The sequence below is a fragment of the Paenibacillus sp. J22P169 genome (assembly GCF_059691995.1).
This window is the reverse complement of the sequence record NZ_JCAUAO010000016.1, coordinates 17,849-35,051: the sequence shown is the minus strand read 5'-3', so window position 1 is coordinate 35,051 and position 17,203 is coordinate 17,849. Positions and strand designations below refer to the sequence as shown.

At 47.2% G+C, this 17,203-nt stretch carries 28 protein-coding genes; 4 read left to right on the top strand and 24 right to left on the bottom strand.

Annotation, left to right across the window (positions count from 1 at the left end; translation table 11 throughout):
* Nucleotides 1-11: 11 nt before the first annotated feature.
* The 8 genes from AC58QG_RS34645 to AC58QG_RS34610 form a co-directional block, all read right to left on the bottom strand.
* Nucleotides 12-725: a P-loop NTPase family protein gene (locus AC58QG_RS34645; RefSeq protein WP_497366561.1), complete on the bottom strand. Its 714-nt coding sequence runs from the start codon at nt 723-725 to the stop codon at nt 12-14.
* An 86-nt stretch (nt 726-811) separates the two neighbouring features.
* Nucleotides 812-1,159 carry a plasmid mobilization protein gene (locus tag AC58QG_RS34640; protein ID WP_497366560.1) on the bottom strand — a complete coding sequence of 116 codons (348 nt, stop codon included), beginning with the start codon at nt 1,157-1,159 and terminating at the stop codon, nt 812-814.
* A gap of 371 nt (nt 1,160-1,530) precedes the next feature.
* Entirely contained in the window at nt 1,531-1,713 is a 183-nt protein-coding gene (locus AC58QG_RS34635; protein WP_497366559.1) for a hypothetical protein, read from the bottom strand.
* Between the two features lie 286 nt (nt 1,714-1,999).
* A complete protein-coding gene (locus AC58QG_RS34630) occupies nt 2,000-2,389 on the bottom strand; it encodes a hypothetical protein (RefSeq protein ID WP_497366558.1) in 390 nt (129 codons plus the stop codon).
* Between the two features lie 105 nt (nt 2,390-2,494).
* On the bottom strand, nt 2,495-2,860 hold the full coding sequence (locus AC58QG_RS34625; protein ID WP_497366557.1) for a hypothetical protein: 366 nt from the start codon (nt 2,858-2,860) through the stop codon (nt 2,495-2,497).
* A complete protein-coding gene (locus AC58QG_RS34620) occupies nt 2,860-3,198 on the bottom strand; it encodes a hypothetical protein (protein WP_497366556.1) in 339 nt (112 codons plus the stop codon). Before AC58QG_RS34620 ends, AC58QG_RS34625 begins: the two co-directional genes overlap by 1 nt.
* Complete coding sequence (locus AC58QG_RS34615) at nt 3,195-3,380, bottom strand: hypothetical protein (protein ID WP_497366555.1); 186 nt, start codon at nt 3,378-3,380, stop codon at nt 3,195-3,197. Before AC58QG_RS34615 ends, AC58QG_RS34620 begins: the two co-directional genes overlap by 4 nt.
* A 788-nt stretch (nt 3,381-4,168) precedes the next feature.
* The gene (locus AC58QG_RS34610; protein ID WP_497366554.1) at nt 4,169-4,795 is read right to left on the bottom strand and encodes a helix-turn-helix domain-containing protein; all 627 of its coding nucleotides are present in this window, start codon (nt 4,793-4,795) and stop codon (nt 4,169-4,171) included.
* Between the two features lie 503 nt (nt 4,796-5,298).
* On the opposite strand from AC58QG_RS34610, the gene AC58QG_RS34605 reads away from it, so the two are divergent.
* Both AC58QG_RS34605 and AC58QG_RS34600 read left to right on the top strand, forming a co-directional pair.
* On the top strand, nt 5,299-6,066 hold the full coding sequence (locus tag AC58QG_RS34605; protein ID WP_497366553.1) for a ParA family protein: 768 nt from the start codon (nt 5,299-5,301) through the stop codon (nt 6,064-6,066).
* The gene (locus AC58QG_RS34600) at nt 6,059-6,460 is read left to right on the top strand and encodes a hypothetical protein (RefSeq protein ID WP_497366552.1); all 402 of its coding nucleotides are present in this window, start codon (nt 6,059-6,061) and stop codon (nt 6,458-6,460) included. Before AC58QG_RS34605 ends, AC58QG_RS34600 begins: the two co-directional genes overlap by 8 nt.
* Nucleotides 6,461-6,537: 77 nt before the next feature.
* On the opposite strand, the gene AC58QG_RS34595 is transcribed toward AC58QG_RS34600, so the two are convergent.
* From AC58QG_RS34595 to AC58QG_RS34545, 11 genes are all read right to left on the bottom strand, one after another.
* A complete protein-coding gene (locus tag AC58QG_RS34595) occupies nt 6,538-6,942 on the bottom strand; it encodes a hypothetical protein (protein ID WP_497366551.1) in 405 nt (134 codons plus the stop codon).
* A gap of 69 nt (nt 6,943-7,011) precedes the next feature.
* Nucleotides 7,012-9,384, bottom strand: a complete 2,373-nt coding sequence (locus AC58QG_RS34590) for a type IV secretory system conjugative DNA transfer family protein (protein WP_497366550.1) — start codon at nt 9,382-9,384, stop codon at nt 7,012-7,014.
* Nucleotides 9,381-9,596: a hypothetical protein gene (locus AC58QG_RS34585; RefSeq protein ID WP_497366549.1), complete on the bottom strand. Its 216-nt coding sequence runs from the start codon at nt 9,594-9,596 to the stop codon at nt 9,381-9,383. The genes AC58QG_RS34590 and AC58QG_RS34585 overlap by 4 nt, the downstream gene beginning before the upstream one ends.
* A 16-nt stretch (nt 9,597-9,612) precedes the next feature.
* Nucleotides 9,613-9,837, bottom strand: a complete 225-nt coding sequence (locus tag AC58QG_RS34580; protein ID WP_497366548.1) for a hypothetical protein — start codon at nt 9,835-9,837, stop codon at nt 9,613-9,615.
* 120 nt (nt 9,838-9,957) lie between these two features.
* Entirely contained in the window at nt 9,958-10,098 is a 141-nt protein-coding gene (locus AC58QG_RS34575; RefSeq protein ID WP_497366547.1) for a hypothetical protein, read from the bottom strand.
* 301 nt (nt 10,099-10,399) lie between these two features.
* Nucleotides 10,400-11,071 (bottom strand): M23 family metallopeptidase, encoded by a 672-nt coding sequence (locus AC58QG_RS34570; RefSeq protein WP_497366546.1) that lies wholly within the window; start codon nt 11,069-11,071, stop codon nt 10,400-10,402.
* Nucleotides 11,068-11,469 carry a hypothetical protein gene (locus AC58QG_RS34565; protein WP_497366545.1) on the bottom strand — a complete coding sequence of 134 codons (402 nt, stop codon included), beginning with the start codon at nt 11,467-11,469 and terminating at the stop codon, nt 11,068-11,070. The genes AC58QG_RS34570 and AC58QG_RS34565 overlap by 4 nt, the downstream gene beginning before the upstream one ends.
* On the bottom strand, nt 11,466-11,711 hold the full coding sequence (locus AC58QG_RS34560; protein ID WP_497366544.1) for a hypothetical protein: 246 nt from the start codon (nt 11,709-11,711) through the stop codon (nt 11,466-11,468). Before AC58QG_RS34560 ends, AC58QG_RS34565 begins: the two co-directional genes overlap by 4 nt.
* The gene (locus tag AC58QG_RS34555) at nt 11,708-12,526 is read right to left on the bottom strand and encodes a ParM/StbA family protein (RefSeq protein WP_497366543.1); all 819 of its coding nucleotides are present in this window, start codon (nt 12,524-12,526) and stop codon (nt 11,708-11,710) included. The genes AC58QG_RS34560 and AC58QG_RS34555 overlap by 4 nt, the downstream gene beginning before the upstream one ends.
* Complete coding sequence (locus AC58QG_RS34550; RefSeq protein ID WP_497366542.1) at nt 12,519-12,671, bottom strand: hypothetical protein; 153 nt, start codon at nt 12,669-12,671, stop codon at nt 12,519-12,521. The genes AC58QG_RS34555 and AC58QG_RS34550 overlap by 8 nt, the downstream gene beginning before the upstream one ends.
* Before the next feature lie 80 nt (nt 12,672-12,751).
* A complete protein-coding gene (locus AC58QG_RS34545; RefSeq protein WP_497366541.1) occupies nt 12,752-12,907 on the bottom strand; it encodes a hypothetical protein in 156 nt (51 codons plus the stop codon).
* Between the two features lie 183 nt (nt 12,908-13,090).
* Here AC58QG_RS34545 and AC58QG_RS34540 point away from each other — a divergent pair, with 183 nt between their 5' ends.
* The gene (locus AC58QG_RS34540) at nt 13,091-13,342 is read left to right on the top strand and encodes a helix-turn-helix domain-containing protein (RefSeq protein WP_497366540.1); all 252 of its coding nucleotides are present in this window, start codon (nt 13,091-13,093) and stop codon (nt 13,340-13,342) included.
* 165 nt (nt 13,343-13,507) lie between these two features.
* Nucleotides 13,508-13,816 (top strand): hypothetical protein, encoded by a 309-nt coding sequence (locus AC58QG_RS34535; RefSeq protein WP_497366539.1) that lies wholly within the window; start codon nt 13,508-13,510, stop codon nt 13,814-13,816.
* Nucleotides 13,817-14,021: 205 nt separating this feature from the next.
* Here AC58QG_RS34535 and AC58QG_RS34530 read toward each other — a convergent pair whose 3' ends face one another.
* From AC58QG_RS34530 to AC58QG_RS34510, 5 genes are read right to left on the bottom strand one after another with little or no spacing between them, the layout of a single operon-like run.
* The gene (locus AC58QG_RS34530; RefSeq protein WP_497366538.1) at nt 14,022-14,765 is read right to left on the bottom strand and encodes a DUF1906 domain-containing protein; all 744 of its coding nucleotides are present in this window, start codon (nt 14,763-14,765) and stop codon (nt 14,022-14,024) included.
* Nucleotides 14,765-15,175: a phage holin family protein gene (locus AC58QG_RS34525; protein WP_497366537.1), complete on the bottom strand. Its 411-nt coding sequence runs from the start codon at nt 15,173-15,175 to the stop codon at nt 14,765-14,767. Before AC58QG_RS34525 ends, AC58QG_RS34530 begins: the two co-directional genes overlap by 1 nt.
* Nucleotides 15,176-15,177: 2 nt before the next feature.
* On the bottom strand, nt 15,178-15,654 hold the full coding sequence (locus tag AC58QG_RS34520; protein WP_497366536.1) for a hypothetical protein: 477 nt from the start codon (nt 15,652-15,654) through the stop codon (nt 15,178-15,180).
* Nucleotides 15,636-16,259 (bottom strand): DUF4376 domain-containing protein, encoded by a 624-nt coding sequence (locus tag AC58QG_RS34515; protein WP_497366535.1) that lies wholly within the window; start codon nt 16,257-16,259, stop codon nt 15,636-15,638. The genes AC58QG_RS34520 and AC58QG_RS34515 overlap by 19 nt, the downstream gene beginning before the upstream one ends.
* Before the next feature lie 17 nt (nt 16,260-16,276).
* Nucleotides 16,277-16,921, bottom strand: a complete 645-nt coding sequence (locus AC58QG_RS34510) for a hypothetical protein (protein WP_497366534.1) — start codon at nt 16,919-16,921, stop codon at nt 16,277-16,279.
* Nucleotides 16,922-17,203: the final 282 nt, after the last annotated feature.

Sequence of the window (17,203 nt, the reverse complement as noted above, 5' to 3'; positions counted from 1 at the left end):
CTCGCGTTCTCTCACTTTCTCATTCCGCGATTACTAACGCCCTGGAACGATATCTCAACCGCCATATCTCGCACACGATCGGCGAGGCGCGCGTCATATAACCGCACCAATTCAGCCATCGGAAGATTCGACGTATATACGGTGGGGAGTCCTCCCGTCGTCCTTGCGTTAATAATTGCGTGTAAGTCTGCGCGATATGCTTCGCTAGCATCGCGTACACCTACGTCATCCATTACGAGAAAGGGAACGCTCATACTGATACGCTGCTTTTCGTAATAACGTGCGGCTGCCGGCGCTGCAACTTCTTCCGGTACTCGCGGGCGGTTGAATCCGTTGAAGTCCGTCTGCCATTCGTTTACATCGAGAAAGTACGCTGGTCTGTCCGACGCTTGCCTATTGCGCCTGAGAGATCCGATGTAATTTACGATGAGATATTCGTTGAGGAGAGCTGCCGCCGTCGTCGTCTTACCGGTGCCTGGCGATTCACTATACAGATACAACGATTTGATACGTTTGGCGCCGTCATCAAATTGTCGTGTAAATGTTTCCGCATACTGGCCTATAAATGTACCGAGTGCCATCGTGTCGCTGCCTATACGAACGAGTGCGTCTCGGCTCGGCGCTTCCTTCAGCGTGAGTAGTCGGTAGTCTGACGGAAGTCCTGCGGCTGCTACGCGACCTCCTTTGCCAGAGTGACCGTGGTTTGCGACGTAAGGTCCGCACATTGCGTTACATGACTCCGTATTGGCGTACGTGCATGGTTCGCGTAGAATGCATTTGTGAGCGTGGGACAACGTTTGATCACCGCCTTCTACGTTATTAATATTCGCTCTGAATTTACCAACTCGTTAATAATTCCCTTCAGTTCCACTAGCAGCTCCCTTGCTTCCTCAAAGTTAATTGTATTCTTGCTGTTATTGGCCGCCGCACTATATGAGACTGTTATTCTTTGGCGTATCCGATCAAAGTCATCCTTTAACTGTTCGACTTCCTCAGAAGTGAATGCAGGACCCACCACTTTACTTTCAAGTGTAATTTTTCTGAATAGAGCTGGAACTGAGGTGTTCATGATATCGGCTTTTCTTTTTATCCCAGCGTATTCCTCGTCAGAAAGCCTGATCTTAACTTGTTTCTCGCGAAACCTTTTGTCGCTACCCATTTGAATTCATCTCCTTGAAATTATCATCTCATGAACTATAATAACTTTCAAATGAGTGAAACAGTTTGGGTACCCGCCATCACTTTTACACTGCCTCGGTTTCGATTATACGTCTTAATTACGAAAATAAGCGATCGCCAAATTCAGCGATTTTAGGTGCGACGATCTGCGAAATTTTCTTCTGAATGCTAGCGTTATCTCGCGTTTACGGCGTTTCTTGATTTCGTTATATTTATAGCGTATCAGCAACTTGAGCAATCATCAATATACATCCTCACTTCTCCCCCACTTCACTGATGTTAACACGGGACTTGACTATTGCGTTATAACCTTAACTGCTAATATATTGCTAATTTATTTATACTTCTTTGCTACCGACGAACCATCCGCTTAATCGCGTGATATCCGATGAACACTGCCCCGAAAATAATCCACGGATAGTCCGCTACTTTGATGATCGTGAAGAGCACGGGATGAACTTCCGCCCACCTCCACATTAACGCTTCAGACATACGATCGGTTTGCGCAGTTAATCCGAGTAGTTTATCGAGCATTCGCGGTCACGTCCTCTCTCATTTCGATAATAGCACGTTCTTCTCTCTCACTTCGATAATAATACGTTTAGTCTTTGCGCGTTTCCTCGTTACATCGAGGTATAGTTAAATACCGCGCCAGAACTACGGTTTCCGCGAGTCCGTAGTGCAACTGGGGCCGCTTTTTGTTCTATTATCTCGCAATCCCGCATAAACTAGATTATAAGCGCGAAGAGTTGACGGATTCCCGAACTGCTGAATATGCCGCGGTTTCGATGTTCCGCCTCGTACCGTGCTTTCTCTGCGTTTATAACCACGCGGTCACCTCGTCCGCTGATTTCCCTTCGTTCGTAACTACATTCCGCTCCGCGTCCGTTCTCGCACACAGTATCTTCGGTAATATCCGGCTCGCCATGTAAGATAGAACGAAGCCTGCCGTAAGCTGCGGATACTCTCGCGTCGGCCGATACTCGCGGAATGACTCATCGAATACCTCGCGCATGACTTCTGCGTTATATTGCGTTAAATTACGTTTAATCATGCCCTGCTCAAACGCCCAATTCCGCATCGGTACATACTGCTCGACTCCGTACAGCTCGCGATTCTGGTCGGCGAAGTAAGCGTGTACTGTTCGCGTGTTCCATTTATCGTACGGTAGATTTCGCCAGTCAGCCGTGTTGATTTTTTCGCGTGGCATCGGCGTTCACCTCTTCTCATTTATACTATAATATTTTGATCAGTAATAGCAGTAGGGGCTCTGGATATGTGGATATGTGCATAGTTATGTGCGAGTAACCGTAAATCACACGGTCACCCCTTCGATTTTGATTCCGAGAGTTTCTATCGCGAGCTTCATCCCGTCAGCAAACGCTTGCCCATACGCACTGTTACCGCGATAATACTGGTACTTCTTACGGATAGCATCGTGGGCTCGCTGTTCCGACGTCATCTCTCGATCGTAGCCGTTGATTATTGCGCTCACGGTTATCGTTGGGTTACCTACCGCATAGTTTGCGAGCAGCTTTCGTTTCGGGCACGTTGACGTAAAATATGCTCCATTGAAACAGTTTCCGATAATCGCGTCGTCCCAAACGGAGGCTTCTTTACGCAAATACTCGATTGCATCCGCAACCTTACTCGGCAATGTTACGCGTTTGATTTCGCCCATTACGCTACCGCCTCCCTCATGCCCGCAGTTAATTCCGTCAGTCGATTGCGTTCCTCTATGATCGCGTAAATATAGCCCGCCATTTCCTCCGACGCACCCCACGCCGACCGGACCGCCACCGTATGGATCAGCGCTTCAAGCCCCGCGATTGTGAACGAGTAGAAGCCCGCCTGGCGCCATTCATCGCGCGGAACATATACGTAGTCTTCTGGCGGATTAACGAGCGGTTTGACCGTGTGGCGGCGTTCGAGGATGAAGTTGCGGTCGCCATCCGTTGTTAGGCGGAAGTCGTGCGTGAGTCGGATTGATTTCGTTTGCTTAGCGTTAGTTTGCGTCATTTACGTTTACCTCCTCCGAATAATTCCGCGATAGCTTCGATACTATCACGTGCGCTTTCCGGTCCTACGCCCATTTCGTCCGCGATTTCTTTGCCGGATTTGTAAACGGATGTTGTTGCGTCATCGATCGTCTTGAGCGTTTTAACTGATTCACTTACGATATCCTTAAATATTCCGAACATTTTACGTTCCCCTTTCGTATTAAACTACATTTGTCCATATCGCTAGCACGCGGTAAATGCCGATATCACATTTATCCATGTGCGGAATGGCTGCGGATGGGCTTACGGTAGTCCTCCGATAACTTAGCGTTGAGCTTACGTAAGAGATAACGTAGTAAGAACGTTATAAAAACGTATATAAAGATCTTAAAGATATATAAAAGATCTTAAGATCTAAATATAACAATATTCACTACGTTCATATCGTATCGGTTAAACATAATATCTTACCGCGCAAAGGGTTTCGTAAGAAAACCCAACCAAACGGACAGCACGGGCCCCCATTTTCGCAGCCGCCACCTTTGCCGCCGACTCCTCGCCTTGATTTTACCGTGGAATTTACGCGAAATTAGCCGTTTTGGCAGCGAGTTGGAACATTTTATCGTCCGAGCGGTTTAAGGCGCTAATTTGACGCTAAAATCACGGGCAAACGTTAAGGCGGTATTTTCGCGAGTGGAATCGTTAATGTGGGGATTGTTGCGTACGTTGAAGTCACATTTTTCCATGCGTAAACTACAAACGTCCATATTCGCTTATACGGTAAAACTCAGATATCTACGCAGCCAAACGCGGCGCACACGTTCGTTACCGCGGGATAGCTCGGCGAGTTCGAGGAATATGCGTGGCGGGCACGTTGCGAAATCGATGATTTTCATATTGCGGACCTCCTTACCGGTCATTTTCGTCTTACACTCACTACGACGCCGGTCGGAGAATTTCCGTACAGTTTACGCGAAATTAATTTAAAACTACGCCATTTCGATATCGAGATTCATCTGCTCATTGCGGATAGCCGACGCGATCCATTTCGCTGGATTATAGAGGCCGCTGCCGAGTTTAATACGTAGAATCGCCTTTTTGAATGCGCGACGAATAGCCTCTGCGCTATAATGCCAGATATCAGCGCCAGCTGCGGTCATATGTGTGAGGATTGCCTTGCGGATTTCGGACGTGATCTTATTACGTTTTACTTCGTTTTCGAATGGAAGATATGGCGGATCCTCATGCGTAAGTATATTTATATATTCTTCTTCTTGTTTAGATTTAAAAGAACTTTCTTTATAGGGTGAATTTGAGAGCGCCGGCTTGTCCGATACTGGTGAATTTGAAGACGCAGCTTCGTATACATTGGACGTTTGCTTCACGTCTTTAAAACGCGCCTCCTTCGTTACTAGGCCACGTTCAATTAGTCGTTTGACAACGTTAATAGCGGTACGGCGAACCATGCCGCACTTCAGCGCGATCGTTTCGTAGGATGGGAATACGGTAGTGTGTTCAGTGGATAATGTACGGAAATAGATGAGGACAACACGCTCGTACGGATCTAAATCCGCGAGCTCAAATACGGAGGTGATTGCGGATAAATTAGTGGACATAACGAAAAAACTCCTTCTTTTTAGCACGCCATTCATAAAAATGGCAACACTTAAGCAGGAGTTAGCACTTGCATTTTTCGAAAAGGTTAAGTAAAATAAAGACATAAACTTTTTCGAAAAAAGAAGTAGCTCTCTCCAGGGGTTTCATTAAATGCGGTTGGTCGCCGGTTTACATTTAATGAAATAGTGTGTGAGTGCTTCTTTTTTTATTTTATTTTGTGGATAACATGCAGATGGAATTATGTAAAAGTACACGATTGTGGATAAGTAAAATTTTTCTTCCCCTTTATACACAGATAATATTGCCATGCTTCGATAGATTTTGCAAGAGGTTTGTTCAATATCTACGTAAACGTATACGTAAACGTTGATGTTTACGTATTTGTTGATGTAAACGTATACGTCTACGTAAACAGATATTGTAAGTTTCGCGAAAAGCTTGTACTATATAGGAATAGAGCGATGTATACGTATACGTAAACTAAAACGGAGGTTTTCTATTCATGGCAAAGATTATAACATTCGGCATCCAAAAAGGCGGAAGTTCTAAGACGACAACATCCGGAATCGTAGCGCATCTTCTTAGCGAAAATCACCGCGTTCTTGCGGTAGATATGGATTCGCAAGGAAACCTCACGGAGTTATTAACACAACGCGATATCTACGATTTCCATAAGCGTACGATTTTCGAAGCGCTACAAGAGCAAGACGCACGCCCATACATACACGCAATTAACGATAACCTACATATTTTACCGGCCGAGGACCATATCGCACGTTTCGCGTCTTGGCTATATTCGCCGAGCAACGCGTATAAAGGTAATAAATCGCTCGTATTAATGGAAACGCTTGAACCGGTTCTTGACGATTACGATTACATAATCATTGATACGCCACCAGCACTTGGTGAACAAACGCTGAATGCGCTGGCCGCTGCCGATATCGTTGTCGCGATGTTCGAAGCGAGTAAATTCTGCTATTCCGCGCTTAGCCGGTTTCTTGAGACGTGCGTTCACATACAAAATCTCGTTAATCGCGAGATGCAGGTTGCGGGAATTCTGCGCTGTATGATCGACGTGCGACGTACGGATAATAAAGCTCTGATCGAACTAGTAGAGGAAGAATACGCGGAATTGTGTTTTAAAACCGTGATCACACGCACAGCTGCTACCGGACGCTTATCTATTAACGGTTTCGTTGATAATCCGGAACTTAAACAGGCGGTCGCTCAATACCGTGAATTTGTAGAGGAGTTGATTGAGCGTGTCTAAACCGAAGCCTAATACTATGGATTCAATTAAGCAGAAGGTAAAACAGCTTGGCGCAAATAGTGTTCATGCGCAGCTTATCGATTCGAGTATTATCGAAGACGATCGCAAAGAAAACGCTACTGTACCGCCGCAAGTCACCGCGCCAGAGCCGGATATAGCCGTATACGTAAACGTAAACGATGATGTAAACGTAAACGTAGATGTAAACGAACCACCCGCTGAGCCGGCTAAAGAACGCCGCCCGAAGTTTGAAGACAATCATACGCGTCAGACCGTTTGGATCCGTAAGGATCTCGTTGAGCAGATCGAAAAGGAAACGATCGGCGAACGCGGAGAAAAGGCGCGCATATTTAACGAAGCGCTCGAACAATATCTACGTAAACGTAAACGTTGATGTACACGTATACGTAAACGCGAATAAAAGAAGCGTTAGTCCTACGGAAATCAGTCCGCGCGACTAACGCTTCTTTTTTATTTAACGATCGACGCATTCGCTACGCCCCACGATTTTAATGAGCTACCTGGTTCTGCGAGAACACCTTTCAACGTTATCTTTTTACCTTTACTCAAACTCGCGATATCTTCCGTCTCTGGCAATGTAAACTTTACGAAGTCGGTTCCGATTTGTACAACGACTATCTTCGTTTTCTTATCGGCCGCATCTACGAACACATCGTAAACATCTCCGCTCCATTGTACTTCCGTGCCTTTTAGCGTTTTCCAAAGTTCGTCTTGCTGCGCACCTGTTTTCGATTCGTAGTTCTTTTTAATTGAAGTGAACTCGGTAGTCGAAGTTGACGTCGATTGAGTCGCGCCACATCCGGCTAATCCGATCACGGCCGCTATTATAATTACTGCGATATACTTAATATTCATCCAAGTATCCATCCGCCTTTTCCATATATTACCGACATTGTATAACGTTTAGTACGTGCATGCCTAGACCTAAGTTTCAGCCGTTTTAATACGTCTCTCCACTTTACCCGGCAGCTTCGTTATAAATCGTGCGTAGCCTTCCACGCTCTTCACGTAATTCATACTGTGATAGCGCTGCAATTTGCGGAGATCCTCCTCGTTAAACGGATAAAGCTCGCTCTTTAACTCGTCATAATTTTTCTTGTCGCAGCCCGCGATTAACATATACGACGTGTTTGCGCTTCGTAATTCATCGCGCATATAGCGGAGCTGATTAATATAGTGGCAGCTTACGATCGGCTTACATATAAACTTCGCCATTTGCGATAATTTCGCGGTCAGGAATCGCTCCGTATTCTCCACCTGATATATCTCGTCGATGACGAGGTTTACCTTCGTACGAGCCGCCTTATCGCGTATCTTATCGGCGCGAACCTGTAACGCGAGCCATATCTTCGAAATCCAATACGTTGTGCATACGTCCTTCTCTCCTGGCGTCGTAAACATAACCTGCGGCATCTTAATCGTAATCAGCTGCGCTTTCTGCATCTCCTCCGTCAAATTGACGTTATTAGTCGTGGGCTTCTTCAACATGAGCTCCATATACGGATTACGTTTAAGCGCGTTAAGGCGATCGATGATGCCGGCAATTAACGTGTGCTTCGTTCCAATTACCGCGCCGGTTTTGTTATCGTGATCGTCGAGTTCACGCAGGCCATCCATATAGTCTTCTTCGAGATTTGCGTATTGCCTACGTGGAACTTTAGCGAGGAACTCCGCGCGTACTTTATGATTCTGTAGCACACTGAATACGTCCTTTATGCTTCCGTGGCTGATAAATACGATAAGGCCAGCGCTTTCTAAATAACGCTCCATCTTCGCGCTCAGCGGACTTTGCTCCGTATTAATCGAATTGATTAGCGCCAGCATATTCGAAGTCTGATCTTTTGCGTTAACGTACGCCTTAAATACGTCATCTGTACGGCCAACCTCGTTATAGCCGAGACCCTGCATCTTATCGTAATCGTCGCAGCGGATTTCGAGCACCTTATCGCGCGGAAATAATTTCGCAATCTCATCGCTGAGTTCGCAGTTTTCGATAAAATCGAAGATGATAACGCACTCTCCCGCCTGGATCGCATCGACCGTAAGATTCGCGATAAGGTTCGATTTACCCGCACGTGTTGGTCCGATAAGCAGCGTAAGTAAATTGCGGAATTCACGGTCATTACTTAAGTAGGCCGGCGTATCTTTTCCGCGATAACGATTTGTTCCGATGCACATAACGCCTTCTTGTAAATCGTCCGGTACCTCCGTCTCCTGCGTTTCTACGCGATCAATAAAGTTATAACGTTCAAGCACTTCGCGTCCGGCTAACGCAAGGAAACTCTGACACTCTTCGTCTCCCATCTTATTTACGGACGCGCCTCGTATTGTATAATCCGTATAGCGTATATTTCCCTTAAAATTGCGGTGTTTCAGCGCGTTATCCTCCGTAACCGTATCAAAGGCTTGCGCCAAGCTGCGCGCGTTATTTCGCTGTCTTAACGCGTCAGAACTGCGGCTCATAACGAGTATCTGCGTGTTAACAATCGACGCGGTCGCCTTGCTATGCGTGCTCTCGCTAACACGTTTACCTCCGTTCATCCGTTCGAGCGCTTCTTCGAAAAGGTTAGCGCCCTCCTTCTTCTTATCTCCGCTTCCTAACGTCTCCGCCACGGAGTTCGCCGCGTTGACGAGGAGTCCAATCGCCAATTTAGCGAGGTAAGTCGCGCCTGTTTTATCGCGATCAACCGGCTTGTTATTGCGGACCTTATCAAGTGTCGCGCGGTAAGAGCTGCGCCAAGTAAACTGCGATGTCGGCACGAAATTATAGTAGACGCCGACGCGATCGCCTTCCTCTAATACGTCAATAACGTTAAGCGTCGAGTAAAGTAAGTCGCTATTTCGGCGGTCGACTGCGAGACTGAGCGCATCCTCCTTCGTATACGTAAGCTGATATTTTGTTGCGTCGCGGTCAAATTGCGGGAGCTCCGATACCTCATCGACGGTTAACGAACTCCATACGTCGGTCATCTTCTCTTTGATAACGGATAAGTAAGTACGCGGAATGATGAAGTAAAATTCTACGCGTTTCTTTTCGATATAGATGAAATACGCGACTTTTGACGGAGCCTCATACGTTATTTTCGTTGGAATGAATAGCTTCTTACCTAGTACGTTCAGTACACGGATTTCGTCGCGTTTTACGGATTCTAATACGTTCTTATGAAGCGATGCGATCGTCCGCGCCAGCTTGTGGGTCGATTCATTGCGGATAGAGTTATTCGGTTTCAATCGTAAGAATACGTACTCAGGGCGGACGATGCGGATAGCTTCACGTAAGGAAATGGCTTGAATCATAGACCTGACGCCTTCAATGTTTCAAATAATATGAAAAAGAATTTTGAAATGTAAGGGAATAAGAAAACCAGCAATCCGATTTTTATAACTAACTCAATAATGCCGTTAAATGACTCAGCCAAGAAACTAGCGACATCATCCAAAACATCAGCTGTCTTTTTTACGATGATACCAGTACGCGATACTTCTTTTCCATTGATTTTAACAACCATTTGAACTCCTCCTCGTTTAGTTATCTGATTTATTCTCCTGGATGTACCGGAACATATCGTAAATCAGGTCGAAGTTTCCGCCATTAATGAATGCGACGAATTTCAGGAGCTCGGCTGCGGACAGTGATTCCGCCATTTTTTCGATAATGACTGCGGCCTCCTCGATTTCCGCTACGCCATCCTCCGTGTAATAGCTCAATATCCGCGGGAACAAATCCGTAGTAACAATTTTCGCTTTCATAACGCTCACCCTTTCTGTTCTTGCGTCATCTGTTTGTGCATCCGTTCGGGCAAGAGAGCCCACTTGAAATAGTAGCCCCACACCGAGAGCAGGAAACTTTTAATTGTTTTTTCACGGCAATCACTCCTTTGGTGTTGTAATGCGATTCTTTACGTAAGTTGTCGCGACGTCAATCGCGGATGTACACACTTTGATACCGACGATGTACGGTCCGAATTTCAAGAACAGCGCAGCGGCGGCAGTCAGCCCAGTTATAAACATAGTAATCACGCTCCCTCCGCGCACAATGATCATTACGGACCTACCAGAGACATAAAAATCTCTACTCCCCAACATGCAGCGCGATAGGCATGTTCTGTTACGGGAGTCTTATCCATAACCCAGTATATAGCGCTGTCGGCGTGGTCTACGAATGCTCTAACCCCTTCTACTGCGTTAGAGCTAAAACAATCGGCATAAGATGACGTTAACCCTTGAAAGTCTACTTTAGGTGTTGGGGTCTGAACCGTATCCCAAGGAACCTCCGTTTAAGCTAATTTTCACTGCAATCCTCCTCCTTCCTTTACGTTGCCAAATACTTGATGAAGATGTAAGCTACCGTTAAAATGCCCGCCCAGCGAGCGCCCTTTTCCCAGCCTGCTACGTGAAGGATAATACACATGCCTCCGCCAATTAACGCGATTGAATACGATAAGTCGAGTAGCAAGTCGCCCACGCCTTTGATGAATCCGATCATCGTATCGTACGCAACGGATCTCGCGTGTTCCTGAACGTTATCCTTCGCCTGGTCATACGATTTTTCGAGCACTTTACCGAGTATTCCGAGGTGTCCGCCAGCCTTCGGTACTGCTTCCGCAGGATCTACGAATGCGCCCGCCTTGTTGATGAGTCCGAGATGAAGATGCGGCCCCGTAGAAAAGCCGGTCGATCCCGACAATGCGATAAGGTCGCCGGCATGGACGCGATCCCCTTCGTGTACAATCGTGTTATCCGACAGGTGTCCAAATATATACTGGTAACCTGCGCGTGTTTTGACGAATACCGCTTTGCCTAACGAAGCATCACCGTAGTCAACGACGCGCGATACGATGCCTCCTTCCGGCGCATAAACTTTGCTTCCGATCGGCATGGCGTAATCAATACCGGTATGAGGCGTTTTATGGACCGAATCTATGGAGCCGAAGGGTGCGGTTATGCGTGGCGCTAAGTTAAACGAAAGTGTTGCCGTACTCATTGCGCCGACGCCTCCATCTCCGAAAATAGTTTCTCAACCTCATCGAACGCCCATGGCAGCGCCCATAATATCGCGTATGTGAGAACGTAGCCGAGGAAGTTCTTCTTGCCCGCCTGGAAATCGCCCTCCGCTACGGCTTTAATGATATCGATACCGCCTTTTACAATGATCACCCATTTGCCGACGCCAATTAATCGTACATACAGCTTCTTTGCGCCGACATCAATGCCAGTTGACGCGAAGGCTGCGTCTGTTATTCCCAGAAACAAGATGATCGCTGTCCCTATTACGCGATACTTAATTTTGTTGCGCTCGAGATGCGCTAGAAATGCGTTAATTGCCGTTTCTTCACGCCAACCATTGCGGACGAAATCGGGTATAGACATCGTGCGCGTCATAACGTCATCCCTCCGAAAATATCACCGATTCCAGCTTCGCTATCGACAATGACTGGCGCAATAGGTTCCGGTGCAACAAATGAGCTACCGTTAAGACGAGCGCCACTTTTGTGTACGAGTAAGATGTCTTTTACGAAACCGCTAAAATTACCGCTTTGCTCAGCGCACCATTCGTATAGTTTACGTTGGTGTGCGTCGTCCATATTGAAGATGATCGACTTACGAATGTAACCGTCATTCATGTCGTAGCCCTCCCTGCGCGATAATATCCGATCGCGTTAGCGTAAACGGCGTTCGGTAACGGAACTGCTAGCGGAAAGTATTGCCGTAGATTATCCGCCAGTTCTTGCGCACGACCACCGCCGACGAGAACGGTATCGGTCGAGCCCCACTTAATAGCGCCGAGTTCGCCCGCAATCTGAGTCGCGAAATCCTGTACGTTAATCTCCTTACCTTTGCGCTTCGTGTTAAATCCGAAAGGCAGTGTGCCGGAATCGCGATAAATGTAACGGCGATCCTTCATTGTTACGTAGTTCACCGTCTTACTTCCCGCGTCAATTAATCGGACTAGGCCGTCTTGTGGCGCTGACCAAAAGGCAGCTCCGCCTTCTACCGCTACTTTGAGTTCGTGAATCTTGATGATTCGTCTTTGACCGTTAATCGTAACGTCCCATAATCCGGCTCGTGGTCCCATTAACAAACGTCGGAATGCCTGCTTAACGTCTTCAATGTGTTGTTCGACGGGTAAGCCCGTAACCACAGTAACGTCTTGAAAACCGGATTGGTGAATTGCGGTTAATGCGAGCAGCCGTGCGTCCTCCGTCACCTTATCGTCGATTAACATGTAGCGCCAGTTATCTGATTCGTTTTCCGCTAAAGCACCGATAAACTTTTTAACGCCGTCTACTTCGATCTCAAATCCGCTGTTACCGTAGTCGAAATTATTTAGCTTCCGTTCGTTCCATTCGCCGACGATCGAAGGAAAAGTGAATAAGCGAGATTCTGCGCATACCTTCACGCCATTGCGTCCGATATCCAATCCAATTACGTTACTCATTCGTGCTATCACCTTCTTTCGCGAAAAACTCTTTCCACGTGATAACCTCGGTTTTAACCAACTCTCCTGAACTAACTCCGGCGTCTTCGAGTCCTTCCGTCAATCCGATAAAGATTCCGAATACTGTACCGATAAATGTCGCCATAATGATGCACTCCCTTGATGTATTAAAGCTCTTGTAAGCTTTATTGCACGCCCGATGGTATGTTCAGGCGCACATAAAACCTACACTGCCGCAGATCCATCTTCTTCGGGGTCCTCCTCCGCCATTTCCATTAAGTAACGAGATGAAAGCCATTCGTGACCATCGCCAGTTAGATAGATATCAGATCCCATTGCGTAGGCGGCTAGCATTTCCTTAAGAATTTCTTTTTCGCTCATGTTGTGAGCCTCCTTGTGTGCTGTGTGTAAAACGTAGACGTGCTAGGCATCCGCCCGTGTTTTACTTATGTCTTACAATATGCGTCTCCGTTTGTCCGTGTTTCCAATAATCTGAACAAAAGTTTGAAAATCTGAAAACTAGGACATAACTGAAGTAAAACGATTCAAAGGTGGATGTTTCTTATGGCAACTGGAAAGAGTTCGTATGGATTGGGCTTAGGAAGACCGCGCAGTAAATTTGGAGATTGGCTAGATAAGCGAGGAATAAAGCAGCAGTGGTTAGTTGAGAAGACCGGATTAAGTAAAGCGGTCATCAGCCAGCTTGCGGTAGAGGACGATCGGGCACCGACATATATAAACGCGATGAAAATAGAAAAAGCGCTACGAGAGGTCGTACCCTCCGTTCGCGCTTCGCATTTTTGGCGTATAGACTAGCTATTTATTACGGTTAAACGTCGGCTAGGACGCCGTGAGCGTTATACTCACAGCTTATGCGTGACCCTACCGGAATAATGCGTGTACACTCGATTTTCGCGAAAATTTCCCGTATAATGAAGGTGAAGGGAACGAATATTCGCATAGGGAGGTCATCGCGCCACCATGTACGGAACAATGCAAACAGAAACGACGACGTATGTCGCGCAGTATATTAACGATAGATACGGAAAGAACGTAACACCGGAAGAAGTGTTCCAGAAGCTTCCGTGGCATAAGATTGTGTGGCAGCGGTTCTTTGCGGATGCTTATTATAAAAAGCGGAGTACTTACTTTAGCTGGGAGGACGTACCGGATCCGGTCGAAGGGGATACTGCGAATATTATTTCGAAGGAAGTACTTGAGCGATATCAATTTCGTCAAGGCCGTTGGTATAATCTCGGCGAAGCTACGGCGGATTGTTGGAAGCCATAAACGCAAAAAAGGCGCCACCCTACCGCGATTAAGCGATAAGATGGCGCTGTTTTTTGTTACTTACGGAAGTCTTTTGGCGCGTCAATCTCGCCGATACCTGCTTTAAATGTAGCGAAGAACACGAATGCTAGTGAGAAGGAAGCGACGGACATAAATTTTGCGATTGTTTTCATTGGATGATTTCCCCTTTATAATTGTTTTTTTATTATTCAACTGGAAGCCCCGCCGCTTTTCTAAGCTCGTTGGCTAGCCAGTGGATATAATCGCGTTGACCTTGATCTATTATCTCGTAATATGACGGCACCATCCACGTATTAATCACGGTGAGCGCGACGCCAGGATCGAGTAACGTTTGAGCTGCGGGCTTAGGCGGCGTAAGAGCCTCCGCTCCCCACCATCCTTCGAGTCCGAACGATCTATTTTCATCGTATTGGTCACCGTTTTGATACTGGAATATTTGGCAATCCGCGAGCTTTCCGCGACTCCACGCGTATGTCTGCCATAGTTTGCTCGCTGCCCCCGCCGCTTTAACCGCGATTACAACATCGTAAGATCCGTATACTCCCGTAGAGTAATTCGGGGAGGCATCGTTCGCACCTCTAATGTACGCGATTATTGTACTCATTTGGGCCGGCGTAGGCTCGAAATCGACCGCGAAATATATCGTTGACCCTTCTGGTTGCCCCACGTCTACGGCGCACTGTGACGCGATAGCACCGTCGATCAGACCGGCCGCCCTACCGCCTAGTGCGCGATCAGCTGTCGTTTCAAATACGGATACGATCTTCATGCCGACCGCTTGAATTATGTCAGCCTCCGTTTTCGTTAACGCCTTCCAAGCACTAGTGGCCGGAACTAAATAACGGCACGCGAATTCGTATCCGTTAGATTTGAAGGATGCTGCCGTTGTCGTGTTAAGTGGCGTAGCGCAATCGAATCCTTTTGCCATTACGCAGCACCTCCGTCGTCCTTGCTACGATCCTTAAGTACGGAGATTACACGTTTGAGTGCGTCCGGTAGCGGTAGCCCCATCCGTCCGTAATTCTCCGTTATAGAAACGAGTTCGTTCGCGAGATAACAGTAGATGGCGCCGTCCATTACGAAATTCGTCCCCATGAGGACGTCAACTCTATGCGCGAGTAAAATCGCGATTAACATGAACACTTTTTTGCCGAGGCCAGCGAATCCGACCGCGCTAGAAACTCCGCTACCTTCTTTTACAGACGCCATTACGCCGGTCACAATATCGATCGTAATCGCGAGTAAAAAGAACGACATTAACTCCGACCACCCGCCAAACGCGTAACTTGCGAACGCCCCTAAGCCGCCGATTGCGCTATTAAATACCGTAACTTTCATCGTTATCCTCCCCGTAAATCAATTAAATAGGTCGACCGCCATAAATCCGCAGGACTTACGTCGAATGTTGTTTGATCTACGATGCGAATGCCGGTCTCTTCGTATGTTGCCGCAATGAGTTCTTCCGAGCAGATATAGCGTTGCCGATCGTCGTAGTAGAGATTGATACCGAATTTTAGGCGCAAAAAAAGCGCGGCAATTTCGCCCCACCCATAACGAGCCCCTTCGGTCGCCAGTATTCGGTTAAGTATCGCGCGCCTTGTTTCTAACGGAAAGGCGAGCCGTTTTACATCGTATTCAACGAGGTCCGCTAAGTCTGCGAAGCCCGCCGTCCTATTCGCGTTAGCCTCGAAGAGAAGCGTCCCATCAACGTAATAGGCAACGTGTGAGTACGGTGAGCCCGTCACCCACTGAACGAGTCGGCCGAATATCGACGGTCGTTTGCGGCGCTTAACGAATATTACATCGCAAGGTTCCACGTAATCGCCTCGATTTCCTCCGCTGACGTGGCGCCATTGACAGCGGCTTTTAGCGTCCAATAGTGACCGATCATCGCGTTTTTAAAGGCTAATCCTGCGCCGAATACCGCTTTAAACTGAGCGACCGTATGCACCTGCGGAATTCCTGACGCCTTCCATACAATATCACCCGTTACGATTCCTGCTGTGATTGCGTTAAGCATACCGCCGAGATTGATTTGAGCGTCGTAGTCGAAGTCGTACGCGTTAGCGGTACCAATCGCATCAGACGTGAAGCCTGCGAGAATTGCTGCGTTGCAGAACTCATTTAGTTGTTTAATTTTCTGTGCTTTGACGTCCTCAATCGTTCCGTCACTTCGCGGTGTCCAAACTAAGCTCTCCGTTCCCGGGTCGACTCGCAGATCGTATTGCATAAATTTATCCGCGTACTGTCCATATTCCAATTGAACGCATCCGACGGAATCAGGTCCTCTGCCTAAAAGCTCTATAAAAGAGTTTATGTCCTGCTCTTTTGTTGTGACTACCACATCGCCTGTCATTTCATTTGTAATGACTAACACGTTACCCGTTTGAATGTCATAATATATTTTTTTGCCTATCTTCATTTAAGATCCAACCTCCTTTAATTACCAATCAATAGAGTTGTGTAGGATGATGAAGCTGAGGCGGGCATTGTTACACCGTTAGTTGCCGAAATTCCGATAGTACATCCCCCATACACAACAGATGTAACATTCAAGTCCACACTGTAAGAAGCAGGAGATGAACCATAGATAAAGTTAACCCCAGTCTTAGAGATGTATTTCGTTGTATCAGAAGTCCACGCAAAAACCACGTTAGCCGCATTACTCTGCCCGGTAGGAGTTCCAGAAAATGAGACGATAGCAATAACAGGCGTAAACGTCAATCCGGTTATTGTTCCAATGCCGGTAACTTTAGCTGATTTCATCGGTAATACATTCCCGGTAACTCCGAAAATACTAAGGCCGTTCAGAATGTTATTGCTGACTAGGTTTGCGTCACCTGCTACTGTCCCACTTCCGTTATGGTAACCCGCTAAAATCGTCTGTGACGACGTCCCTGGCGTAATGGACACCGCTCCCCTGTTCGCCATCGTACCGGCTGTTCCCGCGATTGTTGTTCCGGTCAATACGTTCGCCGCTGGCACTACTACCGCAGGTACCGAACCGCTCCCGTTATGATATCCGGCCGCGATTGCCTGACTCGATGTGCTCGGCGTAATCGTTACTGCGCCATTATTCGGCATCGTCCCAGTGAGTCCCGCGCTGGAGCCGTTCGTGAACGTCTTACCTGCGAGAACATCCGCGACAAAGGCGTTACCAGTTCCTGTACTAATCGCGCTAATTTTTGTGCTTAATTGCGTAAATGTGTCGCTCCCTGAGGCTGCTACGCCCTTGCCAGTAATAGCGGAAGCGACCGCTGTTTTACCGTTACTGACATTTGTAAAAAGCTCCGTTAAAGCGCCCTCGACGTCAGTCGCTGTAAGGTTATTACCTGCGTCAACAATCGTAATATTTGCTGCCGCTAT

Coding starts and splice junctions, on each gene's coding strand:
- AC58QG_RS34640 (WP_497366560.1), bottom strand. CDS start 1,159: ATGGGTAGCGACAAAAGGTTTCGCGAGAAACAAGTTAAGATCAGGCTT.
- AC58QG_RS34610 (WP_497366554.1), bottom strand. CDS start 4,795: ATGTCCACTAATTTATCCGCAATCACCTCCGTATTTGAGCTCGCGGAT.
- AC58QG_RS34530 (WP_497366538.1), bottom strand. CDS start 14,765: ATGGCAAAAGGATTCGATTGCGCTACGCCACTTAACACGACAACGGCA.
- AC58QG_RS34590 (WP_497366550.1), bottom strand. CDS start 9,384: ATGATTCAAGCCATTTCCTTACGTGAAGCTATCCGCATCGTCCGCCCT.
- AC58QG_RS34545 (WP_497366541.1), bottom strand. CDS start 12,907: ATGAGCGAAAAAGAAATTCTTAAGGAAATGCTAGCCGCCTACGCAATG.
- AC58QG_RS34575 (WP_497366547.1), bottom strand. CDS start 10,098: ATGTTTATAACTGGGCTGACTGCCGCCGCTGCGCTGTTCTTGAAATTC.
- AC58QG_RS34630 (WP_497366558.1), bottom strand. CDS start 2,389: ATGCCACGCGAAAAAATCAACACGGCTGACTGGCGAAATCTACCGTAC.
- AC58QG_RS34550 (WP_497366542.1), bottom strand. CDS start 12,671: ATGGCGACATTTATCGGTACAGTATTCGGAATCTTTATCGGATTGACG.
- AC58QG_RS34570 (WP_497366546.1), bottom strand. CDS start 11,071: ATGAGTACGGCAACACTTTCGTTTAACTTAGCGCCACGCATAACCGCA.
- AC58QG_RS34535 (WP_497366539.1), top strand. CDS start 13,508: ATGTACGGAACAATGCAAACAGAAACGACGACGTATGTCGCGCAGTAT.
- AC58QG_RS34560 (WP_497366544.1), bottom strand. CDS start 11,711: ATGAATGACGGTTACATTCGTAAGTCGATCATCTTCAATATGGACGAC.
- AC58QG_RS34620 (WP_497366556.1), bottom strand. CDS start 3,198: ATGACGCAAACTAACGCTAAGCAAACGAAATCAATCCGACTCACGCAC.
- AC58QG_RS34510 (WP_497366534.1), bottom strand. CDS start 16,921: ATGCCGAATAATGGCGCAGTAACGATTACGCCGAGCACATCGAGTCAG.
- AC58QG_RS34585 (WP_497366549.1), bottom strand. CDS start 9,596: ATGGTTGTTAAAATCAATGGAAAAGAAGTATCGCGTACTGGTATCATC.
- AC58QG_RS34635 (WP_497366559.1), bottom strand. CDS start 1,713: ATGCTCGATAAACTACTCGGATTAACTGCGCAAACCGATCGTATGTCT.
- AC58QG_RS34595 (WP_497366551.1), bottom strand. CDS start 6,942: ATGAATATTAAGTATATCGCAGTAATTATAATAGCGGCCGTGATCGGA.
- AC58QG_RS34555 (WP_497366543.1), bottom strand. CDS start 12,526: ATGAGTAACGTAATTGGATTGGATATCGGACGCAATGGCGTGAAGGTA.
- AC58QG_RS34625 (WP_497366557.1), bottom strand. CDS start 2,860: ATGGGCGAAATCAAACGCGTAACATTGCCGAGTAAGGTTGCGGATGCA.
- AC58QG_RS34565 (WP_497366545.1), bottom strand. CDS start 11,469: ATGACGCGCACGATGTCTATACCCGATTTCGTCCGCAATGGTTGGCGT.
- AC58QG_RS34645 (WP_497366561.1), bottom strand. CDS start 725: ATGTGCGGACCTTACGTCGCAAACCACGGTCACTCTGGCAAAGGAGGT.
- AC58QG_RS34615 (WP_497366555.1), bottom strand. CDS start 3,380: ATGTTCGGAATATTTAAGGATATCGTAAGTGAATCAGTTAAAACGCTC.
- AC58QG_RS34515 (WP_497366535.1), bottom strand. CDS start 16,259: ATGAAGATAGGCAAAAAAATATATTATGACATTCAAACGGGTAACGTG.
- AC58QG_RS34605 (WP_497366553.1), top strand. CDS start 5,299: ATGGCAAAGATTATAACATTCGGCATCCAAAAAGGCGGAAGTTCTAAG.
- AC58QG_RS34540 (WP_497366540.1), top strand. CDS start 13,091: ATGGCAACTGGAAAGAGTTCGTATGGATTGGGCTTAGGAAGACCGCGC.
- AC58QG_RS34580 (WP_497366548.1), bottom strand. CDS start 9,837: ATGAAAGCGAAAATTGTTACTACGGATTTGTTCCCGCGGATATTGAGC.
- AC58QG_RS34525 (WP_497366537.1), bottom strand. CDS start 15,175: ATGAAAGTTACGGTATTTAATAGCGCAATCGGCGGCTTAGGGGCGTTC.